Origin of the sequence: Caballeronia sp. LP006, from assembly GCF_031450995.1 — a bacterium.
Lineage (GTDB): Bacteria > Pseudomonadota > Gammaproteobacteria > Burkholderiales > Burkholderiaceae > Caballeronia.
In genome coordinates, this window is sequence record NZ_JARTVW010000005.1 from 548,237 (window position 1) to 567,534 (window position 19,298).

General features: G+C 61.3%; 17 protein-coding genes and 1 riboswitch. Of the genes, 4 read left to right on the forward strand and 13 right to left on the reverse strand.

Features of this window, described 5'->3' with window-relative positions:
• Positions 1-138 precede the first annotated feature (138 nt).
• The 7 genes from P9250_RS19260 to P9250_RS19290 form a co-directional block, all read right to left on the reverse strand.
• Complete coding sequence (locus tag P9250_RS19260; protein WP_310394624.1) at positions 139-1,383, reverse strand: alpha/beta fold hydrolase; 1,245 nt, start codon at positions 1,381-1,383, stop codon at positions 139-141.
• A gap of 326 nt (positions 1,384-1,709) precedes the next feature.
• Positions 1,710-2,132 carry a YchJ family metal-binding protein gene (locus P9250_RS19265; RefSeq protein WP_310394627.1) on the reverse strand — a complete coding sequence of 141 codons (423 nt, stop codon included), beginning with the start codon at positions 2,130-2,132 and terminating at the stop codon, positions 1,710-1,712.
• Positions 2,129-2,737, reverse strand: coding sequence for a glutathione S-transferase family protein (locus P9250_RS19270; protein ID WP_250491675.1), 609 nt, complete (start codon positions 2,735-2,737; stop codon positions 2,129-2,131). Before P9250_RS19270 ends, P9250_RS19265 begins: the two co-directional genes overlap by 4 nt.
• Positions 2,738-2,784: 47 nt before the next feature.
• Positions 2,785-3,978, reverse strand: coding sequence for an acetyl-CoA C-acetyltransferase (locus P9250_RS19275; RefSeq protein ID WP_250491676.1), 1,194 nt, complete (start codon positions 3,976-3,978; stop codon positions 2,785-2,787).
• Positions 3,971-4,747 carry a carbonate dehydratase gene (gene can / locus P9250_RS19280; protein ID WP_250462664.1) on the reverse strand — a complete coding sequence of 259 codons (777 nt, stop codon included), beginning with the start codon at positions 4,745-4,747 and terminating at the stop codon, positions 3,971-3,973. Before can ends, P9250_RS19275 begins: the two co-directional genes overlap by 8 nt.
• A 42-nt stretch (positions 4,748-4,789) precedes the next feature.
• Complete coding sequence (aceK, locus tag P9250_RS19285; protein ID WP_244826792.1) at positions 4,790-6,589, reverse strand: bifunctional isocitrate dehydrogenase kinase/phosphatase; 1,800 nt, start codon at positions 6,587-6,589, stop codon at positions 4,790-4,792.
• A gap of 24 nt (positions 6,590-6,613) precedes the next feature.
• The gene (locus P9250_RS19290; RefSeq protein ID WP_244826793.1) at positions 6,614-7,036 is read right to left on the reverse strand and encodes a MerR family DNA-binding transcriptional regulator; all 423 of its coding nucleotides are present in this window, start codon (positions 7,034-7,036) and stop codon (positions 6,614-6,616) included.
• A gap of 123 nt (positions 7,037-7,159) precedes the next feature.
• On the opposite strand from P9250_RS19290, the gene P9250_RS19295 reads away from it, so the two are divergent.
• Positions 7,160-8,233: an MBL fold metallo-hydrolase gene (locus P9250_RS19295; RefSeq protein WP_310394632.1), complete on the forward strand. Its 1,074-nt coding sequence runs from the start codon at positions 7,160-7,162 to the stop codon at positions 8,231-8,233.
• Between the two features lie 6 nt (positions 8,234-8,239).
• Here the strand turns inward: P9250_RS19295 and P9250_RS19300 are convergent, their stop codons facing one another.
• A complete protein-coding gene (locus tag P9250_RS19300) occupies positions 8,240-9,835 on the reverse strand; it encodes an ABC transporter substrate-binding protein (protein ID WP_310394634.1) in 1,596 nt (531 codons plus the stop codon).
• Positions 9,836-10,034: 199 nt separating this feature from the next.
• Positions 10,035-10,202: riboswitch (yybP-ykoY riboswitch) on the forward strand.
• A 117-nt stretch (positions 10,203-10,319) separates the two neighbouring features.
• On the opposite strand from P9250_RS19300, the gene P9250_RS19305 reads away from it, so the two are divergent.
• Positions 10,320-11,330 (forward strand): sodium:calcium antiporter, encoded by a 1,011-nt coding sequence (locus P9250_RS19305; protein ID WP_309961731.1) that lies wholly within the window; start codon positions 10,320-10,322, stop codon positions 11,328-11,330.
• A 126-nt stretch (positions 11,331-11,456) separates the two neighbouring features.
• Here P9250_RS19305 and P9250_RS19310 read toward each other — a convergent pair whose 3' ends face one another.
• From P9250_RS19310 to P9250_RS19325, 4 genes are all read right to left on the reverse strand, one after another.
• Positions 11,457-11,756: a flagellar protein FliT gene (locus P9250_RS19310; protein WP_244826797.1), complete on the reverse strand. Its 300-nt coding sequence runs from the start codon at positions 11,754-11,756 to the stop codon at positions 11,457-11,459.
• 9 nt (positions 11,757-11,765) lie between these two features.
• On the reverse strand, positions 11,766-13,307 hold the full coding sequence (gene fliD, locus P9250_RS19315; RefSeq protein WP_244826798.1) for a flagellar filament capping protein FliD: 1,542 nt from the start codon (positions 13,305-13,307) through the stop codon (positions 11,766-11,768).
• Between the two features lie 179 nt (positions 13,308-13,486).
• Positions 13,487-14,623 carry a flagellin gene (locus tag P9250_RS19320; protein ID WP_250508479.1) on the reverse strand — a complete coding sequence of 379 codons (1,137 nt, stop codon included), beginning with the start codon at positions 14,621-14,623 and terminating at the stop codon, positions 13,487-13,489.
• Between the two features lie 274 nt (positions 14,624-14,897).
• Positions 14,898-17,138 (reverse strand): tetratricopeptide repeat protein, encoded by a 2,241-nt coding sequence (locus P9250_RS19325; protein ID WP_310394637.1) that lies wholly within the window; start codon positions 17,136-17,138, stop codon positions 14,898-14,900.
• A gap of 187 nt (positions 17,139-17,325) precedes the next feature.
• Here P9250_RS19325 and P9250_RS19330 point away from each other — a divergent pair, with 187 nt between their 5' ends.
• Entirely contained in the window at positions 17,326-18,276 is a 951-nt protein-coding gene (locus tag P9250_RS19330) for an aldo/keto reductase (protein ID WP_310394639.1), read from the forward strand.
• Positions 18,277-18,598: 322 nt separating this feature from the next.
• On the forward strand, positions 18,599-18,811 hold the full coding sequence (gene rpsU, locus P9250_RS19335; protein ID WP_244826802.1) for a 30S ribosomal protein S21: 213 nt from the start codon (positions 18,599-18,601) through the stop codon (positions 18,809-18,811).
• A 100-nt stretch (positions 18,812-18,911) separates the two neighbouring features.
• Here the strand turns inward: rpsU and P9250_RS19340 are convergent, their stop codons facing one another.
• Positions 18,912-19,289: a hypothetical protein gene (locus P9250_RS19340; protein ID WP_310394641.1), complete on the reverse strand. Its 378-nt coding sequence runs from the start codon at positions 19,287-19,289 to the stop codon at positions 18,912-18,914.
• Positions 19,290-19,298: the final 9 nt, after the last annotated feature.

Sequence of the window (19,298 nt, forward strand, 5' to 3'; positions counted from 1 at the left end):
CGCCTGCGCACGCTTCCACGAAGTGGTGAAAAGCACGATCGCGGCTAACTTCGCCGAACGGACCGCCAACACGGGCGAAAGAAGCAAAAACGCCGGCGCAAGGCCGGCGTTCAAAAAATTTTGGAGGGAAGAAGCGTATCAGCGCGATGCCGTCTGCGTTTGCTCGCCCGCTTCGTTCCACACGACGGCGTTATCCACCGCGTAGAGCTTGCAGGGATCGGCGCTCTGCTTCTGGCAACTGGCGAGCGCGACGGACATCGGGTCGTCGCCGCCTTCGGCCCACGACCACGCGCCCGAGTTCGACACGGCAAACGCGCGGCTCGAATATTGGCTCAGGAAGTTGCGATAGCCGTTGCGGCCGCTTTCATCGATGAAGGGCACCGACTGCACGGCATCGAGGTTCGCAAAGTCGGTGGCCTTCGGCGAATGCGGCTCGGCGACCTGATATTGCACCGTGGTCGGCATGCCGACTTGCGCGAGGAACGCCTTCACACGCGGCCACCAGACCTGCACGCCGTCGCGGTCGCCGACGAGCCGATGCGCGTCGTTCTTGTAGGTGCCGAAGTCGGTCATCTGCGCACGTGCGCCGTGCGACACGAACGCGGCATACATCTGCGTGGACAAGTCGCCTTGCCACACCGAATCGTTGTCACCGTAGAGCCACAGCGAAGGCAAACGAACGTTCTCGCCATAAGCGCCGAAGGCATCGACGAGATTCTTTTGCCAGCCGGTGCATTCGTCCTGACGCAGACCGCCCGAGAAATTGATGAGACCGCGCACGCCCGGCGCCGCGACCGCTTCGCGCGCACCGTAGGCCATGGTCGTCAAGCCGCCGTGCGAGGTGCCGCCCACGACGATATGCGTCTTGTCGACATAAGACTGCTGGCTCATGTACGCGACCGCTGCGGCGACGTCTTCCGCCTGCGCGAAGCCGTTGGCTTCGACATCGCAACCATGGCCGGCGTAGTCGCCGCCCGAGCCCGCGAAGCCGCGGCGATTCGGCACGACCACGACATAGCCATGACGCACGAACTCGCGTGCAAGCGCGACCGGCCGATTGCGCGGTTGGGCGTGGGAGTCGCCGGGGAGCTTGCCGTGGTTGAAGACGATCATCGGGAAAGGACCCGCGCCGTCCGGTTTGAAAACGGTCGTTTCGAGCGAGATGTCGGCTTCGGGAATTTGAACGATGCTTTCGTTCAGACCATTGCCGACGACTGGAAGGTGAGCGTCGAGCGCGTCGGGTATCTGGCCGAAGACGGGGGCTGAAAGCCCTTCGGAGGGACGAACGCCGCCGATCGGTTCGGCTTTCACGACAGTCGTGATGAACGATGTCGCAAGTGAGCACACCATGCTGCATCCGACCAACCAGGTTCTGATCGCCATCCCTTAACTCCGCCTCGCTCCGATTAAGGCTTGATTGGCTTGGCCCCAAATGCACGATTGAAGTCACAAACCTATCTCGCTGCTCATGATGAGCAGTATCGAATGCGGGTTCCGGGAGCCATGCCTAGAAAAGGCATGACAATTGGCTTCAATACGGGGCTTCGCTGCGAACATCGGGGCGCGGCAATGACTGCGCCCTGACGTGAAGAGAGATTAACTGTTCAAAATTGCACTGCACAATAAGCGTAACCCCGTAACCATTTAATTTGAAAGGAGAAATCAAGGAAATTAATACTGAATCGGATTTATATGTTTTAAAGAGACATTTACTTTTCTTTTGCGTCACCGTCGATATAGACCCAGTGGCCGGCGTTGTCGCGGCAAAAGCGGCTGGCTTCGTGCAAGCGATGCGCTCGCCCTTCGACCTTGTAGCGCGCGACGAATTCGACTTCCTCGTGTTGTGTATCGATCACAGCGTGACGTTTGATTTGCAAACCGAGCCAGCGTGTGTGCGTGTCGTTCGAGACATCGAGATCGGGCGGGCGGGTTTTGTCGTCCCAGGTCGCGCGCAGGTAGGTCGTATTGCCGAGGACGTAAGCGGTATAGCGCGAACGCATGAGTTCCATGGCGTTCGCCGGAAAGGCGCCGGCTTCGATAAAGCGCCCGCAGCACGCTTCATAACGCGGCGCGCGGGCGTTCGGATGTTGATTGGGCGATGCTCCGCCGCAAGGACATTCCACCGGCTTCATTGATCCACGCTCGGCATGTCGATGCGCCCCGGCTGGTTCTTCACGCGCGCGAGCCAGGCGCGAATGGCCGGATAGCTAGCGAGATCGAGACCGGCTTCATCCGCGACATGCGTGTATGCGTAAAGCGCGATATCGGCCACCGTGTAGCGCTCGGCGGCGAAGAACGTGCGCGTGGCGAGATGCTGCTCCATCACGTCGAGCGCGCGGTACGAACCTGCGATCTTGTCGGGCAGCCGCGGATCGTCGTGCTTCTTCAGGAACTGCTTGATGAAGCGCGCCACCGCGACATATGGCTCGTGACTGTATTGCTCGAAAAACATCCATTGCAGCACGCGCGCGCGTTCGAGCCGGTCGGCGGGCAGGAGCGGCGTGCCATCGGCGAGATAGCAGAGAATGGCGTTCGATTCGGTGAGCGCCGTTTGTTCGTCGATGACGAGCACCGGAACCTTGCCATTCGGATTGAGCTTCAGGAACGACTCGGTGCGCGTGGCGCCGTTCATCATGTCCACTTCGTGCCAGACGTAGGGCAGATTCAGTTGTTCGAGCGCGAGCCGCACCTTGTAGCAGTTTCCCGATGACGAAACGCCATGTACCTGATAAGTCACGTGCAATCTTCCCTTGTTATGGATGGTCGTGGCACGGCGCCAACTCTTTAGACCAGTTCGATACCCATGGCCGTCGCTTCGCCGCCGCCGATACACAAGCTCGCAACGCCGCGCTTGAGCCCACGAGCCTTCAGCGCCGCAAGCAAGGTCACGAGAATGCGCGCGCCGGACGCGCCGATAGGATGTCCGAGCGCACACGCGCCGCCGTTCACGTTGACCTTGTCGTGCGGCAGATCGTGCTCGCGCATCGCGGCCATGGCGACTACGGCGAAGGCCTCGTTGATTTCGTAGAGATCGATATCGCCGGAACGCCAGCCGTTCTTCTCGAACAGCTTGCGAATGGCGCCAACCGGCGCGGTCGTGAACAACGCGGGCTGCTGCGCGAACGTGCTGTGACCCACGACTCGCGCGAGCGGCGTCACGCCCAACCGCTTGGCGGTGGATTCGAGCATCATCACGAGCGCGGCGGCGCCATCAGAAATGGACGACGAATTAGCGGCCGTCACCGTGCCGTCCTTGGCAAACGCGGGCTTGAGCGATGGAATCTTCTCGATGTTCGCCTTGAACGGCTGTTCGTCGCGCGCGATGACCGTATCGCCCTTTCTGCCTTGCACCGTGACAGGCGCGATTTCCCAGGCGAAGGAACCGTCGTCGTTGGCGCGCTGAGCGCGTCGCAACGACTCGACGGCAAACGCATCTTGCGATTCGCGCGAAAACTCATACGACGACGCGCATTGCTCCGCGAACGCGCCCATGAGACGCCCCTTGTCGTAAGCGTCTTCGAGGCCGTCGAGGAACATGTGGTCGAGTACCTGACCGTGACCCATGCGCATGCCGCCGCGCGCCTTCGGCAACAGATACGGCGCATTCGTCATGCTTTCCATGCCGCCCGCGACGATCACATCGGCCGAGCCTGCCAGCAGCATGTCGTGCGCGAACATGGCTGCGCGCATGCCGGAGCCGCACATCTTGTTGATGGTCGTGCTGCCGGTGGAAAGCGGCAAGCCCGCGCCGAGCGCCGCTTGCCGTGCAGGCGCCTGACCTTGGCCCGCAGGCAGCACGCAGCCCATGATCGCTTCGTCGATCCGCGCGGGTTCGAGACCCGCGCGTTCGCATGCCGCGCGAATCGCGACCGCGCCGAGCTGCGGCGCGGTCATCGCGGCGAAATCGCCCTGAAATGCGGCCATCGGCGTGCGTGCCGCCGATACGATGACCACGGAATCCTTCGATGTCTCACTCATGTTTCAGCTCCTTGATGACGCCTTGAATGACGGCGGGAACGTCGCCGAGCCGCGCCGCATCCGACGCGATCACATCGTTCGCCGCAGCATGCGCGCCGCCGCGCGTCAACGCGGCGAGGCATGCCTGATAGGTTGAATCCACCTGGTCTTGCGCGCTGATCATCATGCCCATGTTGCGCAAGCGGCCATCGTGCACGCCATAGGTCCAGCCGTGCACGGTGAGGTCCTGACCGCGCGCCCACGCGTCGTTGACGATGGTCGTGCGGCACACGTTGAGCGTCTGCTCGATGGTATTGAGTTCGACCAGACGCCGGTGCCGCGCTTCTCCAACCGGCCATTCATCGAGCAGCGCCGCGTGTTTTTCGCGCACGTCCTCGACGTGCCGCAACCAGTTGTCCGCGAGACCCACGCGCTGGCCGACGAGCGCCGCACCCACGCCCGAGCAGCCGTAGTGGCCGACGACCATGATGTGCTTCACCTTCAGCAAGTCCACCGCGAACTGAATGACGGACAGCGCATTGAGGTCCGAGTGGACGACCACGTTCGCGATGTTTCTATGCACGAACACTTCGCCGGGCGGCAAGCCGATGATCTGGTTCGCCGGCACGCGCGAGTCGGAGCAGCCGATCCACAGATACTCCGGCGCCTGCTGGTGCGCGAGGCGCGTGAAGAACTCCGCGTCGTCGGATAGCTTGCGTTCGACCCACGCCTGATTGTTGTCGAAGAGATGGGCGAGGGGATGGAAGGCTTGGTCGTTTTGCTCAGTCATGGTGATGGTCGTGTTTCGGGTACTTGCGCGCTCGATGATGTATCAAGCCGCGCGTATCGATGCCGTTGCCTTGTCGAAACGCTCCGGATAGCGGATGCAGAATCGCAGGGCCCGGTCGTAGGGGAAAAAATCGGCGAGTTCGCCTCGTTGTAGCTGCTCCTTGTGACGCTGCCACAGCGCAGGATCGAAAAAATCCGCGTGATGACGCATGAATGCTTCGCGCACGCGCGGATCGCCTAGCAGGAACGTGCCGTACGTCTCCGGAAAGATGTCGTGCGGCCCGACGGTATACCACGGTTCCCCGGACAGCTCGTCTTCCTCGTAGCGCGGCGGCGGCACGCTACGCACGTTGCAATCGGTCAGATACTCGATTTCATCGTAATCGTAAAACACGACACGCCCGTGGCGCGTCACGCCGAAATTCTTGTACAGCATGTCGCCGGGAAAGATGTTCGCCTGAATCAACTGCTTGATTGCGTCGCCATATTCGCGGATGCCGTGATCGACGTCCGCGTCGCTGCCGCCTTGCAGAAAGAGATTGAGTGGCACCATGCGCCGTTCGATATACACGTGCTTGATGACGAGCTTGTCGCCTTCGTATTCGATCATCGAAGGCGCTTCTTTTTCAAGTTCGCGGATCAGCGCATCGTCGAGGCGCGCAAGCGGCAGCGCGACGCTCGAATATTCGAGCGTGTCGGCCATGCGGCCCACGCGGTCGTGACGCTTGACGAGTTGATACTTGCCCTGAATCTTCTCGCGCGTGGTTTCCTTCGGCGGCGGAAACGCGTCCTTGATGAGCTTGAACACATAGGGAAACGAAGGCAGCGTGAACACGATCATCACGAGCCCCTTGATGCCGGGCGCCACGATGAAGCGATCGCTCGAATGTTTCAGATGATGCAGCAGGTCGCGATAGAACAGATTCTTGCCCTGCTTCTGCAAGCCCACCGAGGTATAGATTTCGGCCTTCGGCTTGCCCGGCATGATGCTGCGCAAGAACTGCACATACGCGGACGGCACTTCCATGTCGACGAGAAAGTACGAATGCGAGAAGCTGAAGATGACGAGCAACTGCTCCCGGTTCAAAAGCACGGTGTCGAGCGCCAGCAAGTGCGGCTGCGTATGACGGATGGCAACCGCGAACGGAAGTAAGGCATCGCCATTGATGATGCGCCCGACGACATATGCCGCCTTGTTGCGAAAGAACAGCGACGAGAGCACGTGAATCTGAAAGTTCGGCGCGGGCGTGAGTTGGCCAAAGGCCTCTTCGATTGCATCCACCACGCAATGCACGTCGCGCGGCAAATCCTCGAACGAAGGCTCCAGCTGAAAGTTCGTGACGATGCGTTCGAGCGTGGCCTGCAGCCCGTCTTTCTCGGGGTAATACGCGCGATACGTCGGCTTGGCGGCGGGCTCGTCGTTCTCGATGTATTCGGTCGAAATGGCGGGCCGCACGAAGATGAAATCGTTGTTGAAATACGAGCGATGCAGGATCTTGCAGCACACCGAGTTGAAGAACGTCTCCGCGCATTCCGGCTGCCGATGCGTCGTCAACAAGCCGATGAAGTGCAGCTTGATCTGCTGCCAGATTTCATCGTCGATGGTCTCGGCGTCGTACTCGTCTTCCAGCGACGTCACGCATTCCGCGACGCGATCGTCATAAGACGCGATGCGGTCGCGTGCGCGTTGCGCGAGCGCTTGCCAGTTGCCTTCCTCGAACAGATGCTTCGCCTCGACTGCCGCTTCGCGAAAGACGCGGTAATGGCGATCGAAGCCTTCGAGTATCGTCTGCGCGACATCGAAGCCTATTTGCGACGAGAGCAGCTTGGGGAAGTGATTCATGTCGGCTGGGCGTCTCGTTGGCCATCATGCGGCTTTGGCTCTGCGGGCGCGCTTTTCGACGCCAGCGGCAAGGAGCGCGCGGCCTTGCTTCTCGTATGTTTCGAGTTCGGCGAGTGTCGTGGTGAGATCGACGAGTTGCCGCTCAAGCACTTCGCGATGCGCCGCGATGGTATCGACAAAAGCCTGCAACTGCCGCGTGCCGCCCGTGGGCGAGTCGTACAAGTCCAGCAGCGTGCGAATCTCCGACAACGTAAAGCCGAGCCGCTTGCCGCGTAGCGTGAGTTTCAGGCGCGTGCGATCGCGTGACGAATACACACGCCGCAGGCCGTTCGCGCCTTCGCGCTCGGGCGCGAGTAGACCGTGGTCTTCGTAGAAGCGAATGGCGCGCGACGTGATGTCGAACTCGCGCGCCAGTTCGCTGATGGTGTAGTGAATTGCTTGAGTCATTGCCGGCGCCGGAGCACGTGATCACACATGCGACGTTAGAATGAGGTTTACGTTATCGTCAACCTGGCGAAATTGCAACGTGGCTTGAACCCGCATTCATGCACACTTCAGAGGCGCAAAAGAATGAACGCACTCGAACATCAACTCGATTATGTTTTTGCCGACGAATTGCCCGAAGCGGGGCGCGTGAAGGAAGTCGCGCCTGGCCTTTACTGGCTGCGCATGCCTTTGCCGTTCGCGCTCGATCACATCAATCTGTGGCTATTGCGCGATGAGATCGATGGCGTGCAGGGTTGGACCATCATCGATTGCGGCATCTCGAACGAAAATATTCGCGCGAACTGGGAAAGCGTGTTCGACAGCGCGCTCGACGGCTTGCCTGTGCTGCGCGTGATCGTCACGCATTGCCATCCGGATCATCTCGGTCTTGCCGACTGGATCTGCAAGGGTGGCGACAAGGCACGCTGGAACGTGCGTCTCTGGATTGCGCTCGGCGAGTATGCAATGGGCCGCGTGATGGCCGCGGGCGATGGCTCGAACGCCGGCGGCGAGCGCGCGGCGAAGCACTTCGGGGCGCATGGTCTAACGGACGAGGCATCGCTCGATGCATTGAGAAAGCGCGACAGCTATTACCCGACGCTCGTGCCTTCCATCCCCGCCGAGTTCCGCCGTATCCGCGATGGCGACCGCATCGCGATTGGCGGACGCGAATGGCAAATCATTTCGGGCTACGGTCATTCGCCCGAACATAGTGCGCTGTATTGCGCGGCGGACAAGTTGCTCATTTCCGGCGATATGGTTTTGCCACGCATCTCGACGAACGTGTCCGTGTTCGCTATCGAGCCAGAAGGCAATCCGCTTGCGCTATATCTCGAATCGTTGGGACGCTACGAACACATGCCCGCCGATGTCCTCGCCTTGCCTTCGCATGGCAAGCCGTTTCGCGGCGTGCTCACGCGTATCGGTCAGTTGCGGGACCATCATCGCGCGCGGCTTGCGGAAGTGGTCGAGGCGTGCACGCAGCGTCCGTGCAGCGCGGGAGATATCGTGCCGATCATGTTCAAGCGCAAGCTCGATATCCATCAGATGACCTTCGCACTTGGCGAAGCGCTCGCGCATCTGAACTTGTTGTGGCTGGATGGCACGCTTACGCGCGAGACGGGCGAGGACGGGGTGATCCGGTACTCGCCCGCGTAAAACCCCTCACTGCACCGTCACAGCCCCGAAGTTCTGCCGCCCAAACGGACTCACGTTATAGCCGCTGACGTTGGCACGCGTGATTGCCGCCGCAGTCGGATAAACGAGCGGAATCCACAGCGCCTGATCGTGGATGATCTTCTGCGCGTCCCCATAAGCCTTCGTGCGTTTCGCGACGTCGGAGGTGACCTTGCCATCCGCGATGAGCTTATCGAGTTGCGGGTCGCAGAAGCGCGCGAAGTTGATGCCCGACTTCACCGCATTGCAACTGAAAAGCGGCGAGAGGTAGTTGTCCGGATCGCCGTTATCGCCGGCCCAGCCCATGAAGAGCATGTCGTGCTGGCCCTGCTTGGCTTCCTTGATGAGTTCGCCCCACTCGATAATCTTCACCTGCGCCTTCACGCCGATCTTCGCGAGATCCGCCTGCAGCAGTTCGGCGCCAGCTTTCGGATTCGGATTCAGCACACTGCCGTTCGGACGCACCCAGATGGTCGTTTCGAAGCCATTGGGCAAGCCTGCATCCGCGAGCAGTTTTTTCGCGGCATCGGGCGAATACTTGTACGCCGCGATGTTCTTGTCATAGCTCCACGTGTTCGGCGGATACGGGTTCACCGCGGGCGTTCCCGTGTTTTCGAACACCGTCTTCGTATAGGTGGTGCGGTCGAACGCCATGTTCAACGCCTGCCGCACCTTCGGGTTATCGAGCGGCTTCTTCTGCGTGTTCAGCGCGACGAACGCGGTCATGAATGCGGGCGTCTCGCTAACCTTCAGCGACTTGTCCTTCTTCGCGTCGAGCACGTCCTGCGGCTTCGGCGACAACGCGATCTGACATTCGCCCGCCTTGATCTTCTGCGCGCGCACGGCGGCGTCCGGCGTGATGGCATAAATCAGGCGATCGACTTTAGGCTTCGGCCCCCAGTAGCTCTGATTCACGTCATAACGGATCACCGCGTCTTTCGTATAACTCTTGAGCACGAACGGACCGGTGCCGACAGGCTTGCTGTTCAGATCGACTTGCTGGTTCGCTTTCAGCAGCTTGTCCGCATATTCCGCCGAATAGATCGATGCGAAGCCCATCGTGAGGATCGGCACGAAGGTCGCGTTCTGCTCGTTGAGTTCGAACTTCACCGTTTTGTCATCGACCTTGGTCACGGCCTTGATGAGCTTCACGAGACCCATCGATTGCGCATGCGGAAAGCCGCTCGCGCCCGCGATCTTGTGCCAGGGGTTGCTGTCCGACAACATGCGCTCGAAGGTGAAGACGACGTCGTCGGCATTGAGCGGACGCGTTGGCTTGAAGTAGTCGGTGGTCTGGAACTGCACGTTCGGACGCAGATGGAACGTGTAGGTGAGACCGTCGCTGCTGAGCTCCCACTTCTCGGCGAGCGCGGGCGCGACTTTCTTCGCGGCCTCGTCGTATGACACGAGCGTGTTGAAGATGACATCCGCCGACGCGTTGGTCGTCACGAGCGAATTGAACTGCACGACATCGAAGCCGTCCGGGCTCGATTCAGTACAGATGGTGAGCGGCTTGGCCATTGCAATAAGCGGCGCGGCGGCGAACGTCGCGGCGATGGCGGCAGCGAAAAGTGTGTTGCGCATGAGATCTCCCGTGACCCGGCTGGTCACATTACGATTGTTCTTGTGGCTGGTTTTACCCTGTGCGCGTGTGGCGAGCAAGTAGCGCATCCGCGCGGCTAGGTTAGCGAAGCGCTCGCCGCTCGACAACGAATCGTTGCGCATACGCTTATGCCTCGAACGCGCCGTGCGGGTTGCCGAACCGGGCGGCTCAGGCTACACTGCCCCGGTCTTTGGGGAGTAGCCTTCCTTCCATCAGCGAAGGAGAACGCGTCAACATCCTCGGCCTTGCTGCCGTGGCGCGTTCGACCGGTCGGTGCTGTCGCATCCGGCGGTTTGGCGAGACCATCGATGCGCTTTGTCGTTCTTGGTCGGACGGCGCATGGCGCATCGTGGTTCGCTGAACGTCCGACCGTGGAATCATCGTGTCCCCACAACTACAAAAATCCCTGTCTCGCTGCGCGCTCATTCGCGCATGCGCGTTGCATCGTTTCCCGCGAGGTGCCGCATGACGATGCTTTTCGTCGAACTCGCGTTGATGCTCGCGGTCATTCTTATCGCATCGGAACTCTTCACCAATGCGCTCGAACATCTCGGCGAACGGCTCGGCATATCGGAGGGCGTGACTGGATCGCTGTTCGCGGCGGTCGGCACGGCGCTGCCGGAAACGACCGTGCCGATCATCGCGCTGCTGGGCGGCACGGCGAGCCGTTCGGTTAACGAAGAGATCGGTGTCGGCGCCATTCTCGGCGCGCCACTCATGCTCGCGACGCTTTCCACTTTCCTGATGACGCTCGCGGTCATCAAATCGCGTGGCTTGCGCGGCCGGATCGTGCCCGAGCGCAGCGGCTTCACGCGCGACCTGAACTTCTTTCTCGTCGCGTTCCTGATTGCGGCCGGCGCCATGTTCGTGCCGCATCATGCGTGGCAGGTGCGGGCGATGTTCGCGGTCGGCCTCGTCGGCTTATACGTGATTTACGTGATCACCACGTTCAAGGCATCGGCGAGTCTTGTCGAAAGCGGACACGGCACGGAAGCGCCCGAGCGTCTCTTCATCACGCGCGTGGGTTTGCCGAACGGTATCGGGTCGATCATGCTGCAGTTCCTGATCGGCATCGTGCTGCTCGTCGGCGGGGCGAAGGGCTTCATCCACGGTGTGGAAGGCGTGTCGGCGGCGCTTGGCATATCGCCGCTCTTGCTCTCGCTCATCATCATTCCGATTGCGACCGAACTGCCGGAAAAGGTGAACAGCATTCTTTGGGCGCGACGCGGAAAAGATACGCTCGCGTTCGGCAACATCACAGGCGCGATGGTATTTCAGGGCACCTTGCTGCCGGGCATCGGCATCATGCTGACGCCGTGGGAGCCGCGCGTGGAAGTGCTGACCGGCGTGCTGATCACGCTCGCGGCGGCGGCATGGCTGCGCTTCAACGCGCGCGGCAATGGCGTGGTGTTATGGGCATTGCTTGGCAATGGCATCTTGTACGCGGCTTATCTGACCTTAACCCTCGGCCGCTGAAGCCTTCGAGCGACTCAAATAAAAAATGCCCGCGCGAGGCGGGCATCAAGAGCGAAGCGCCGCGTCATGTCTGACGCGTTCTTCTCGTTGTTCTTATTAAGGTTATCGGCGCGTGCCGGAAAAACTTTAGAAGCGCGCGGCTTGTTGATATCGTCCGGCGGCTTTCGCCTGATCCATCGACTTGCGGTACGCCGTCGACAACATGGCTTGCGCGGCGTTTGCACGGCCCATCGTCGCTTCGATGCTCGCCTGAATCCGGCGAATGGTCGCGAGCGATTCAGCCGGCTGATTCGCTTCCACGGCCATCAGGAGCGGCGTGCGCGCCTCTGTGAGTTCGGCCGCGCGCGCCCAGTTTTCTTCGTTGACCGCTGCTTCGATCGCCTCGGTCAGTGCCCAGGCGTGTTGAATCATTTCTTGCTGGTTCATGTTCGTTCCTTACGACTTGTTGCTTGCCAGCGCGCCCGCGCTGTTGGTGCCGCCGAAGAGCGCGGTCAGGTAGCTGCCCTGCGTCGCCATCTGCGACATCAGCGTGTTGAGCGCGGTGAACTGATCGTTGTAGGTCGTGGTCAGTTGCGCCGTGTAGGAAGCGAGCGCGGTTTGCTGGTCCGTGATGCTCGAAAGATCGGCGGTGAGCGCGGTCGTGCGCGTATCGACAATACCGCCTGTCGCGAGAAATCCGGTCAGGCTGTTGTTCAGTTGCGCGGCTACGCCCGTGCTCGAATTGAAGAGCGATGCCACCGCGCCCGAGTTGCTCGACAATGCCGCGGTCAACGCGTCTTCGTCGGTCTTGAGCGTGCCGTCCGGTTGCAGCGTAATGCCGATCGATGCAAGGTTCACCTGGCTCGTGCCGGAACCCACGCCCTTGGCAATCGTGCTGGAAAGGGCGTTGCGAATGGTGTTCATCATCGAGTCGCCGAGCAGCGCGCCGCCTTGCGAACCGGCTGCCTGGGTCGAGTCGAACGAAGTCAGCGACGCGGCCGTCGTGATGAAGTTGTTGTACGCGGTGACGAAGCCATCGATGGCCGTCTTCTGCGTGGCCGTGTCCTGCGCGATGGTCAAGGTCTGCGTCGTGCCGACCGCATCCGACGTGAGATTCAGCGTCACGCCGGACAGCGCCGTCGTGACCGCATTGGTCGAGCTGCTGGCAGGCGTGCCCGCGATGGTGAAGTTGGCGTCCATGCCGGCCGTCGTCTGCGTCCAGTTCGACGAGCTGATGGCCGTCTGCGCCGGAACCGCATTGCCGTTCGAGTCTGTCGTGGCGGCGCTCAACGTCGATGCCACGTTGAGTTTGGACAAACCGTTGTCGTCGGGCGTCGTGCCGTCGGACTGCATGTTCGGCGTGACCGCCACGGTAATGCCGTTGGCCTGGCCCGTCGACGCCGAGCGCAGCACGAGGTGCGCGCCATCGGTGCCGTTGACGACCGCCGCCGTGATGCCGGGGTTACCGCTTGCCTTGTTGATCGCGGACGCAATGCCCGCGAGCGTGTTGTTCGAAGAGTCGATGCTGATCGACATGTCCTTGCCGCCCACCGACAGCTTCATCGTGCCCGTGCCGAGTTGCGCGGTGCTGGTGAACGCGGTGGAGGTAAGCGATTGCGAGGTGGCGATATTGCTGACCGCGACCGAATAAGTGCCCGCGACCGCGCCGGTGCTGGCCGTGCCGGTCAGACCCTTGCCGCTGCCGGTCGCCGTGAAGGCGCCGAGCGTCGTGCCGTCCGCGAGCGAACTCACCGAGCTTTGCAAAAGCGACAGCACGGACTTGAGCGTGCCGACCGCGGTGAGCTGGGTGTTGTCCTTGGTTTGCTTGGCTGTCAGCGCATCCGTCTGTCCGGCGACCTTCGCGTTGACGATGGCGGTGACGAGCGAGTTCACATCCATCGTGGAGTTGGTCGAGCCACTGATGATCGACTGCGCGGCCTGCTGGACGGCGCTGGTCGGATCGACCGTGGATGCCGAAGTGGTTGCTACCGTGGACATGTATGGCTCCGTTTCTGGCTTCTTGCCGTGAGCGGTTGAAGATGCGTTTTACTGCGCCGTCAGCAGGCGACTCGTCATGAAGGCGCCTCTGGCGGAAATGCAAATCGGGAGGCAAGCCTCCCTGGGTACGTCGCCGGCGCGCCGTGATCGAGACGCGCCGGTTACTGCGTCGGCGATGCTTAGCCGAGGAGCTTCAGAACCTGCTGGGGCATCGAGTTCGCTTGCGCCAGAACCGAGATACCAGCTTGTTGCAGAACCTGAGCCTTCGAGAGGTTCGCGGTTTCCTGCGCGAAGTTCGCGTCGGTGATCTGCGACTGAGCGGACGACAGGTTGGTCGACTGCGCGGTCTGGGTAGCGGCAACCGAGCTGAAGCGGTTCTGCACGGCGCCCAACTGAGCTTGCAGCGAGTTCACTGCATCCAGTGCGTTGTCGACTGCCTCGATTGCGGACGATGCGCCGTTCGCCTTGCTGATGTCGATTTGCGACACTTGCGGCGGCGTGTTGTTCGCGGTCAGCGCGCCGACTTCGGACGTTTGAGCTGCAGTTGCCGAAGGAACGTTGGTGCTGTTCAGGCTGATGCTCGTGCTGCCTGCGGACAGACCCGTGAACACGTTCGACGAGGCGAACGAGCTGCCGAGCGCCTTGTTGTCCTGGTCGGTGAACGTGTAGCCGCCGGAGCCGTCAGCGATGACGTTGACCGACGTGATCGTTGCCGAGCTGGCAGCTGCGGATGCACCCGTGTTGCCCAGGCTCAGACCGTCGACCGTGCCGATGACCGTGCCCTTCTGCGGGTTGCTGCCGCCGAGCGACAGAGCCGAGACGTTTGCTGCCGAGCCGAGGTCGATCGTGATCGACTGGCCGACGTTCGCGCCAACCTGGAACGTCTTGCTGCCGGCGGTGCCGTCGAGCAGGTTCGTGCCGTTGAACGTGGTTTGCGACGAGATACGGTTGATTTCGCTGATACGCTGCGTCACTTCTTGTTGCAGCGAGGTCTTGTCAGCCGTCGACAGCGAGCCGCTCGATGCTTGCACGGCCAACTGACGGATACGCTGAAGGTTGTCCGTGATCTGCGACAGACCGCTCGAAGCCGTCTGAACCATCGACACGCCGTCGTTCGCGTTCGAAACGCCTTGGTTCAGGCCGTTGATCTGCGAGGTCATGCGCGAAGCGATTGCGAGGCCAGCTGCGTCGTCTGCTGCGCTGTTGATGCGCTTGCCCGACGAAAGACGCGTGATTGCCGACGACAGTGCGCTTTGCGTGCCGTTCAGGTTTTGCTGAGCGACCAGCGAGTTGATGTTGCTATTGATACCGATCATTTTGTTTCTCCGATGAGGCCTGGCGCATTTATCTGAGTTGATAACGCCATCGTTTGGCGGAAGCGTCCGTCGTTTGTTTGTTTGGCCGCTTGTTTAGGTTTTCGGCCCGTGCTAGGCAAACTTTAGTGCTCGATTCGATTTGCCTGATAAATAGCTGGAAATCCGTGCTAAAGCTTGCCCAGCGGGGCTCTGCTGCCGATGCTCGCGGTTTTTGAATGCCCCGTCTGAGAGCTTTAACGGCAGACGGAGCGACTTCTTTCGTTAAAAATTCGCTTCAGACGTCGAACGTGGCCGCAGCCTTGCCGGCGCACCAGCGCTGCCACATCTGGCGCATGCTGGCGGAGAGCGCGCGGGCCACCGTGTCGGGCTGGAACCCCGGCGACTGCAGGCAGCGCTCGCGCATGCCGGCGCGGATCTGCGCGAGTTCTTCGACCCGGCCCGCCCATTCGATGCCCTTCGCGACGAAGTCCGCGCGGTCGCGAGCCACGAAGTCACCGAGGCCCGTGTTGGAAAGCACCGACGTGCTGCCTCGGCTCGCGATCAGTTCGCCGGGCAAGGTGAGCGTGGGCACGCCCATCCACAGCGCCTGCATGGTGGTGACGCCGCCCGCGTAAGGGAACGTGTCGAGCGCGATATCGGCGTCGAGGTGATGCGCGAGATAGCGCACGAGCGACGAGCGCTGACGAAACTCGAGCCGGCTCACATCGATTCCTTCCTTCTCGAACCAATCGATCAGAATCGTGTGGCTGTCGTCGCGCGGCACGCCTGCGATCAACATGCGCGCATGCGGCACCGCGCGCAGCAGTTCCGACCACAGCGCGATGGTGCGCGGACGCAGTTTGTTGAAGCGGTTGAAGCTGCCGAAAGTGATGTGGCCGTTGGTGAGCGCGGGCAACGCGTTGAGCGCCGGCGCATGTTCCGAGGGCTTGAAAGGCGCATACGCCGGCAGATAAGCCAGCTTTTCGACGAACTGACCGTCGATCTGTTCTTCAGGCACATAGTGGCGATCGCCGATGTAGTAATCCATCGCGGTCATGCCGGTCGTGCCGAGATAGCCCATCCACGTTGCCTGGATCGGCGCGGGTTTGCGCGCGAAAGTCAGCAGGCGGTTATAGGCCGTGTGCCCCGAAAGATCGATCAGCACGTCGATGCCGTCCGCGCGAATCTTGTCGGCGAGCGCGGCATCGCTACAACCCGAGACGTCGTGCCAGCGCGGCACGATATCGCGCAGCGTGCGCGTGACCTCGTCGGTCACCGAGCGGTTGTAGTACGCGTGCACCCTAACGCTGGGATCGTTCACGAGATAGCGGAACACCGGCTCGATGAAGACAGCCACCGGATGCTGGTTGTAGTCGCCCGAGACGAAGCCCACGCGAATGCAGCGGTTCGGGTCCGGCTGGTTCCGATGCTTCTTCCACGTTGATTGCAGCGGCTTCGCGCATTGCTCGGCGAAGTACAGATGCTGCTCGAAGTACGCCTTCCGGTCGATTTCTTCCTTGTGCGACAAGCAGAACAACAGGTTCTCGTGCGCGCTGTCGCAAGTTGGATCGAGTTCGATCGCGCGACGCGAATGCTTCTCCGCGTCGTCGAACCGCGTCTGGTCCATCAGCACCACGCCGAGCGTTTCGTGCGCTTTCGCCGACAACGGCGCGAGTTCCACGGCGCGACGGCAAGCAGCTTGCGCGTCGTCGAGGCGCATCAGCGAGCGCAGCGTCACGCCGAGAATGCGGTGCGCTTCCGGATAGTTCGGGTCCTGCTCGATCATGCGCCGGCATTCGGCTTCCGCTTCGAAGAACTTGTCGAAAAGGCGCAGGGAGTCGGCCAGGATTCGACGAACGTCGATTCCATCCGGCTTCAATTCTAGATAGCGGCGCAGCGAGGGAATGGCCGACTGCAGGTCCATCAGGCGAACCTGGGCCACGCCCATGACTTCCCATCCCAGCAGAAAAGTGGGGAAGCGCTGCGTCAGGGTCTTCGCGAGCGCCACGGCTTCTTCGAGTCGCCCGCCATTGAAGTGCGCATGCAACTGCTGTACTTCCTGCGGCGTCGGCGTCGTGCGGCCGTTTGGCGCCGTGATGCCTTCGCGCGACTTTGTCGCATCGCGCAGTTCGGCGGCCAGTTTCTCGATTGCCGGCCCGCTCATGCCTTGCGCGACCGCGACTTCGAACACGATATTCGCCGCCGCGACCTGACCGCTGCGCGTCAGCACGTCGATATACGTAGCCCAATAGATATGCTGCGTCGGGTCCGTGCCGATCGCGGTTTCGAAGAACGGCACGGCTGCCTCGTATTGACCGCGCTGCGCCATCAGCATGCCGAGGTTGAAGTTGGCGTCGGCGTGTTGCGGCCGCGCGTCCAGAACGAGGAGATAGAGCTTTTCGGCCTCGTGCAGGTTGAGCGTCTGATGCTGCAGGATCGCGGCCTGCAGTACATCGGCGAGATCGGCCTCGAACTGCTGGTCGGCGTTCGTCGCGACGTGTGCGGGCGTTTGGTCTAGTGCTTCGAAGGTGTTCATGGTCTCGGCATTTCGGTAGCGTTGCACGGATTATCGAGCCGTCCACCTTGAGCCGAAGGGCGGAACTGGCGGGGAAAAACCGCTCAGTTCGGCGCTTTTGCGCGAGGCACCGAAAAGCGCGCCGAGCGCACGGGCGCGTTCCCGCGTATCCTTTTCGATCCGTACCCATCAAGCATCCGGAGCACACATGCAGACACGCACCATCGGCAAATCGGATCTCAAAGTCGCGCCGCTTTCTTTCGGCGGCAACGTGTTCGGCTGGACCGCGGACGAGCGCACGTCGTTCTCCATCCTCGACGCGTTCGTTGATCACGGCCTCAATTTCGTCGATACCGCCGACGTTTACTCCGCGTGGATCGACGGGCACCAGGGCGGCGAGTCGGAGACGATCATCGGCAAGTGGTTCAAGGAAAGCGGCAAGCGCGACAAGATCGTGCTGGCGACCAAGGTCGGCATGCTGAGCACGCGCTCGGGGCTTTCGGCGGCGAATATCGCGGCGGCGGTGGACGACTCGCTGCGGCGCCTGAAGACCGATTACATCGACGTGTACTACTCGCATCGCGACGACGAAAACACGCCGCTCGAAGAAACGCTCGGCGCTTATCGGAAGCTCATCGCCGCAGGCAAGGTGCGCGTGATCGGCGCGTCGAACTATTCGGGCGCGCGGGTGGAAGAGGCGCTGAAGATCTCGAAGGAGTCGGGACTGCCCGCATACGAAATCCTTCAGCCGGAATACAACCTTTACGATCGCGAAGCCTACGAGACGGATCTCGAACCGGTCGTCAATGCCAACAACCTCGCCGTGGCGACGTACTTCAGTCTGGCAAGTGGCTTTCTGTCGGGTAAGTATCGCTCGAAGGAAGACACGCAGGAGAAGGCGCGCGGCTCGCGTGTGGAGAAGTATCTGAACGACCGCGGTTTGAAAATTGTCGATGCGCTCGTCGAAGTCGCCAAACGCAATGACACGGCGCCGGCGACGGTCGCGCTTGCGTGGATCATCGCGCGCCCGAGCGTGACCGCGCCTATCGCCAGCGCGACGTCCGTGCAGCAACTGGAAAGCCTTGCGGAAGCCACGCGCCTGCAACTCACGCCGGAAGATGTCAAAGCGCTCGACGAAGCCAGCGCCTGGCAAAAATAATTCCGCTGCATCAAAGGCTTGCAGTGAACCGGGGTGTTGGCACGGGCGCGAGGTTCTGGTAACATCGCGCCCGAATCGAGAAATGTGTCCGATTTTTGCCTTTGCCGTCGAGCGTGAAAATGCTCAATGTGCAGCAGACGGCTCCAAATGCGCGTTCACGTCGTTCCAGCGAGCGCGCAACTGAATCTCAACTCTCTCTCTTTTCCGGCCTCCGTGGCCGCTTTGCTCGTGTCCGCCGTGTTGGGTGGACGATCGGAGTGCCGGCGCGCGGCGGGTTTGTCCGTCGTGCAGTTAGAAATACGTTTAGCGAAACAGGATTTACATGACCACCATTACCCTTAAAGAAAACGAGCCGTTTGATGTCGCGATTCGGCGTTTCCGTCGCACGATCGAAAAGAATGGCCTGATCGCGGAACTCCGCGAGCGCCAGTCGTACGAAAAGCCGACCACCGCGCGCAAGCGCAAGAAGGCAGCAGCCGTTTCGCGTCTGCGCAAGCGCCTGCGCAGCCAGATGCTGCCGAAGAAGATGCACTAAGCGTCTTCGCCTCGGGCCGGGTGCGAATCTGGTTCGGCAAAGGCAAACGGCGGTGCGACCCGTAAGGGCGCACCGCCGTTTTGCTTTCTACCGCCGGTCTTTAGACGAACGCGTGACGCTTGCCGAGTACCGCGAGCCGATGTGGCCATTCCTCGACGCTCGAGTCGTCGTGAATCTGTTCCAGTTCCATCAATAGATCGATCACGTTTGGATCGTACGCATTCACATTCGACGCATACAACGCGCGCAATAGCTTGCCGTCGTGCGCGTGCCGGTAGTACGAAATTCCCACGCCTTCGAGCGCCGGGTCGTAATGCTCGTCGCGCACCAGCGAACCGATTGCGCACTTGCGCCCGTTCGCGCTGCGCAGGCGGCAGGAACCGTTGTCATCTTCCGATACCGCGCCTTGATCCAGCAAATGCCGGCTGACGCGTTGGTAGATGTCCTTCGGACTCAACATCGTGATTGGGCTCAACATCTCGACACC

Coding starts and splice junctions, on each gene's coding strand:
- P9250_RS19260 (WP_310394624.1), bottom strand. CDS start 1,383: ATGGCGATCAGAACCTGGTTGGTCGGATGCAGCATGGTGTGCTCACTT.
- P9250_RS19265 (WP_310394627.1), bottom strand. CDS start 2,132: ATGAAGCCGGTGGAATGTCCTTGCGGCGGAGCATCGCCCAATCAACAT.
- P9250_RS19275 (WP_250491676.1), bottom strand. CDS start 3,978: ATGAGTGAGACATCGAAGGATTCCGTGGTCATCGTATCGGCGGCACGC.
- can (WP_250462664.1), bottom strand. CDS start 4,747: ATGACTGAGCAAAACGACCAAGCCTTCCATCCCCTCGCCCATCTCTTC.
- aceK (WP_244826792.1), bottom strand. CDS start 6,589: ATGAATCACTTCCCCAAGCTGCTCTCGTCGCAAATAGGCTTCGATGTC.
- P9250_RS19290 (WP_244826793.1), bottom strand. CDS start 7,036: ATGACTCAAGCAATTCACTACACCATCAGCGAACTGGCGCGCGAGTTC.
- P9250_RS19295 (WP_310394632.1), top strand. CDS start 7,160: ATGAACGCACTCGAACATCAACTCGATTATGTTTTTGCCGACGAATTG.
- P9250_RS19300 (WP_310394634.1), bottom strand. CDS start 9,835: ATGCGCAACACACTTTTCGCTGCCGCCATCGCCGCGACGTTCGCCGCC.
- P9250_RS19305 (WP_309961731.1), top strand. CDS start 10,320: ATGACGATGCTTTTCGTCGAACTCGCGTTGATGCTCGCGGTCATTCTT.
- P9250_RS19310 (WP_244826797.1), bottom strand. CDS start 11,756: ATGAACCAGCAAGAAATGATTCAACACGCCTGGGCACTGACCGAGGCG.
- fliD (WP_244826798.1), bottom strand. CDS start 13,307: ATGTCCACGGTAGCAACCACTTCGGCATCCACGGTCGATCCGACCAGC.
- P9250_RS19320 (WP_250508479.1), bottom strand. CDS start 14,623: ATGATCGGTATCAATAGCAACATCAACTCGCTGGTCGCTCAGCAAAAC.
- P9250_RS19325 (WP_310394637.1), bottom strand. CDS start 17,138: ATGAACACCTTCGAAGCACTAGACCAAACGCCCGCACACGTCGCGACG.
- P9250_RS19330 (WP_310394639.1), top strand. CDS start 17,326: ATGCAGACACGCACCATCGGCAAATCGGATCTCAAAGTCGCGCCGCTT.
- rpsU (WP_244826802.1), top strand. CDS start 18,599: ATGACCACCATTACCCTTAAAGAAAACGAGCCGTTTGATGTCGCGATT.
- P9250_RS19340 (WP_310394641.1), bottom strand. CDS start 19,289: ATGTTGAGCCCAATCACGATGTTGAGTCCGAAGGACATCTACCAACGC.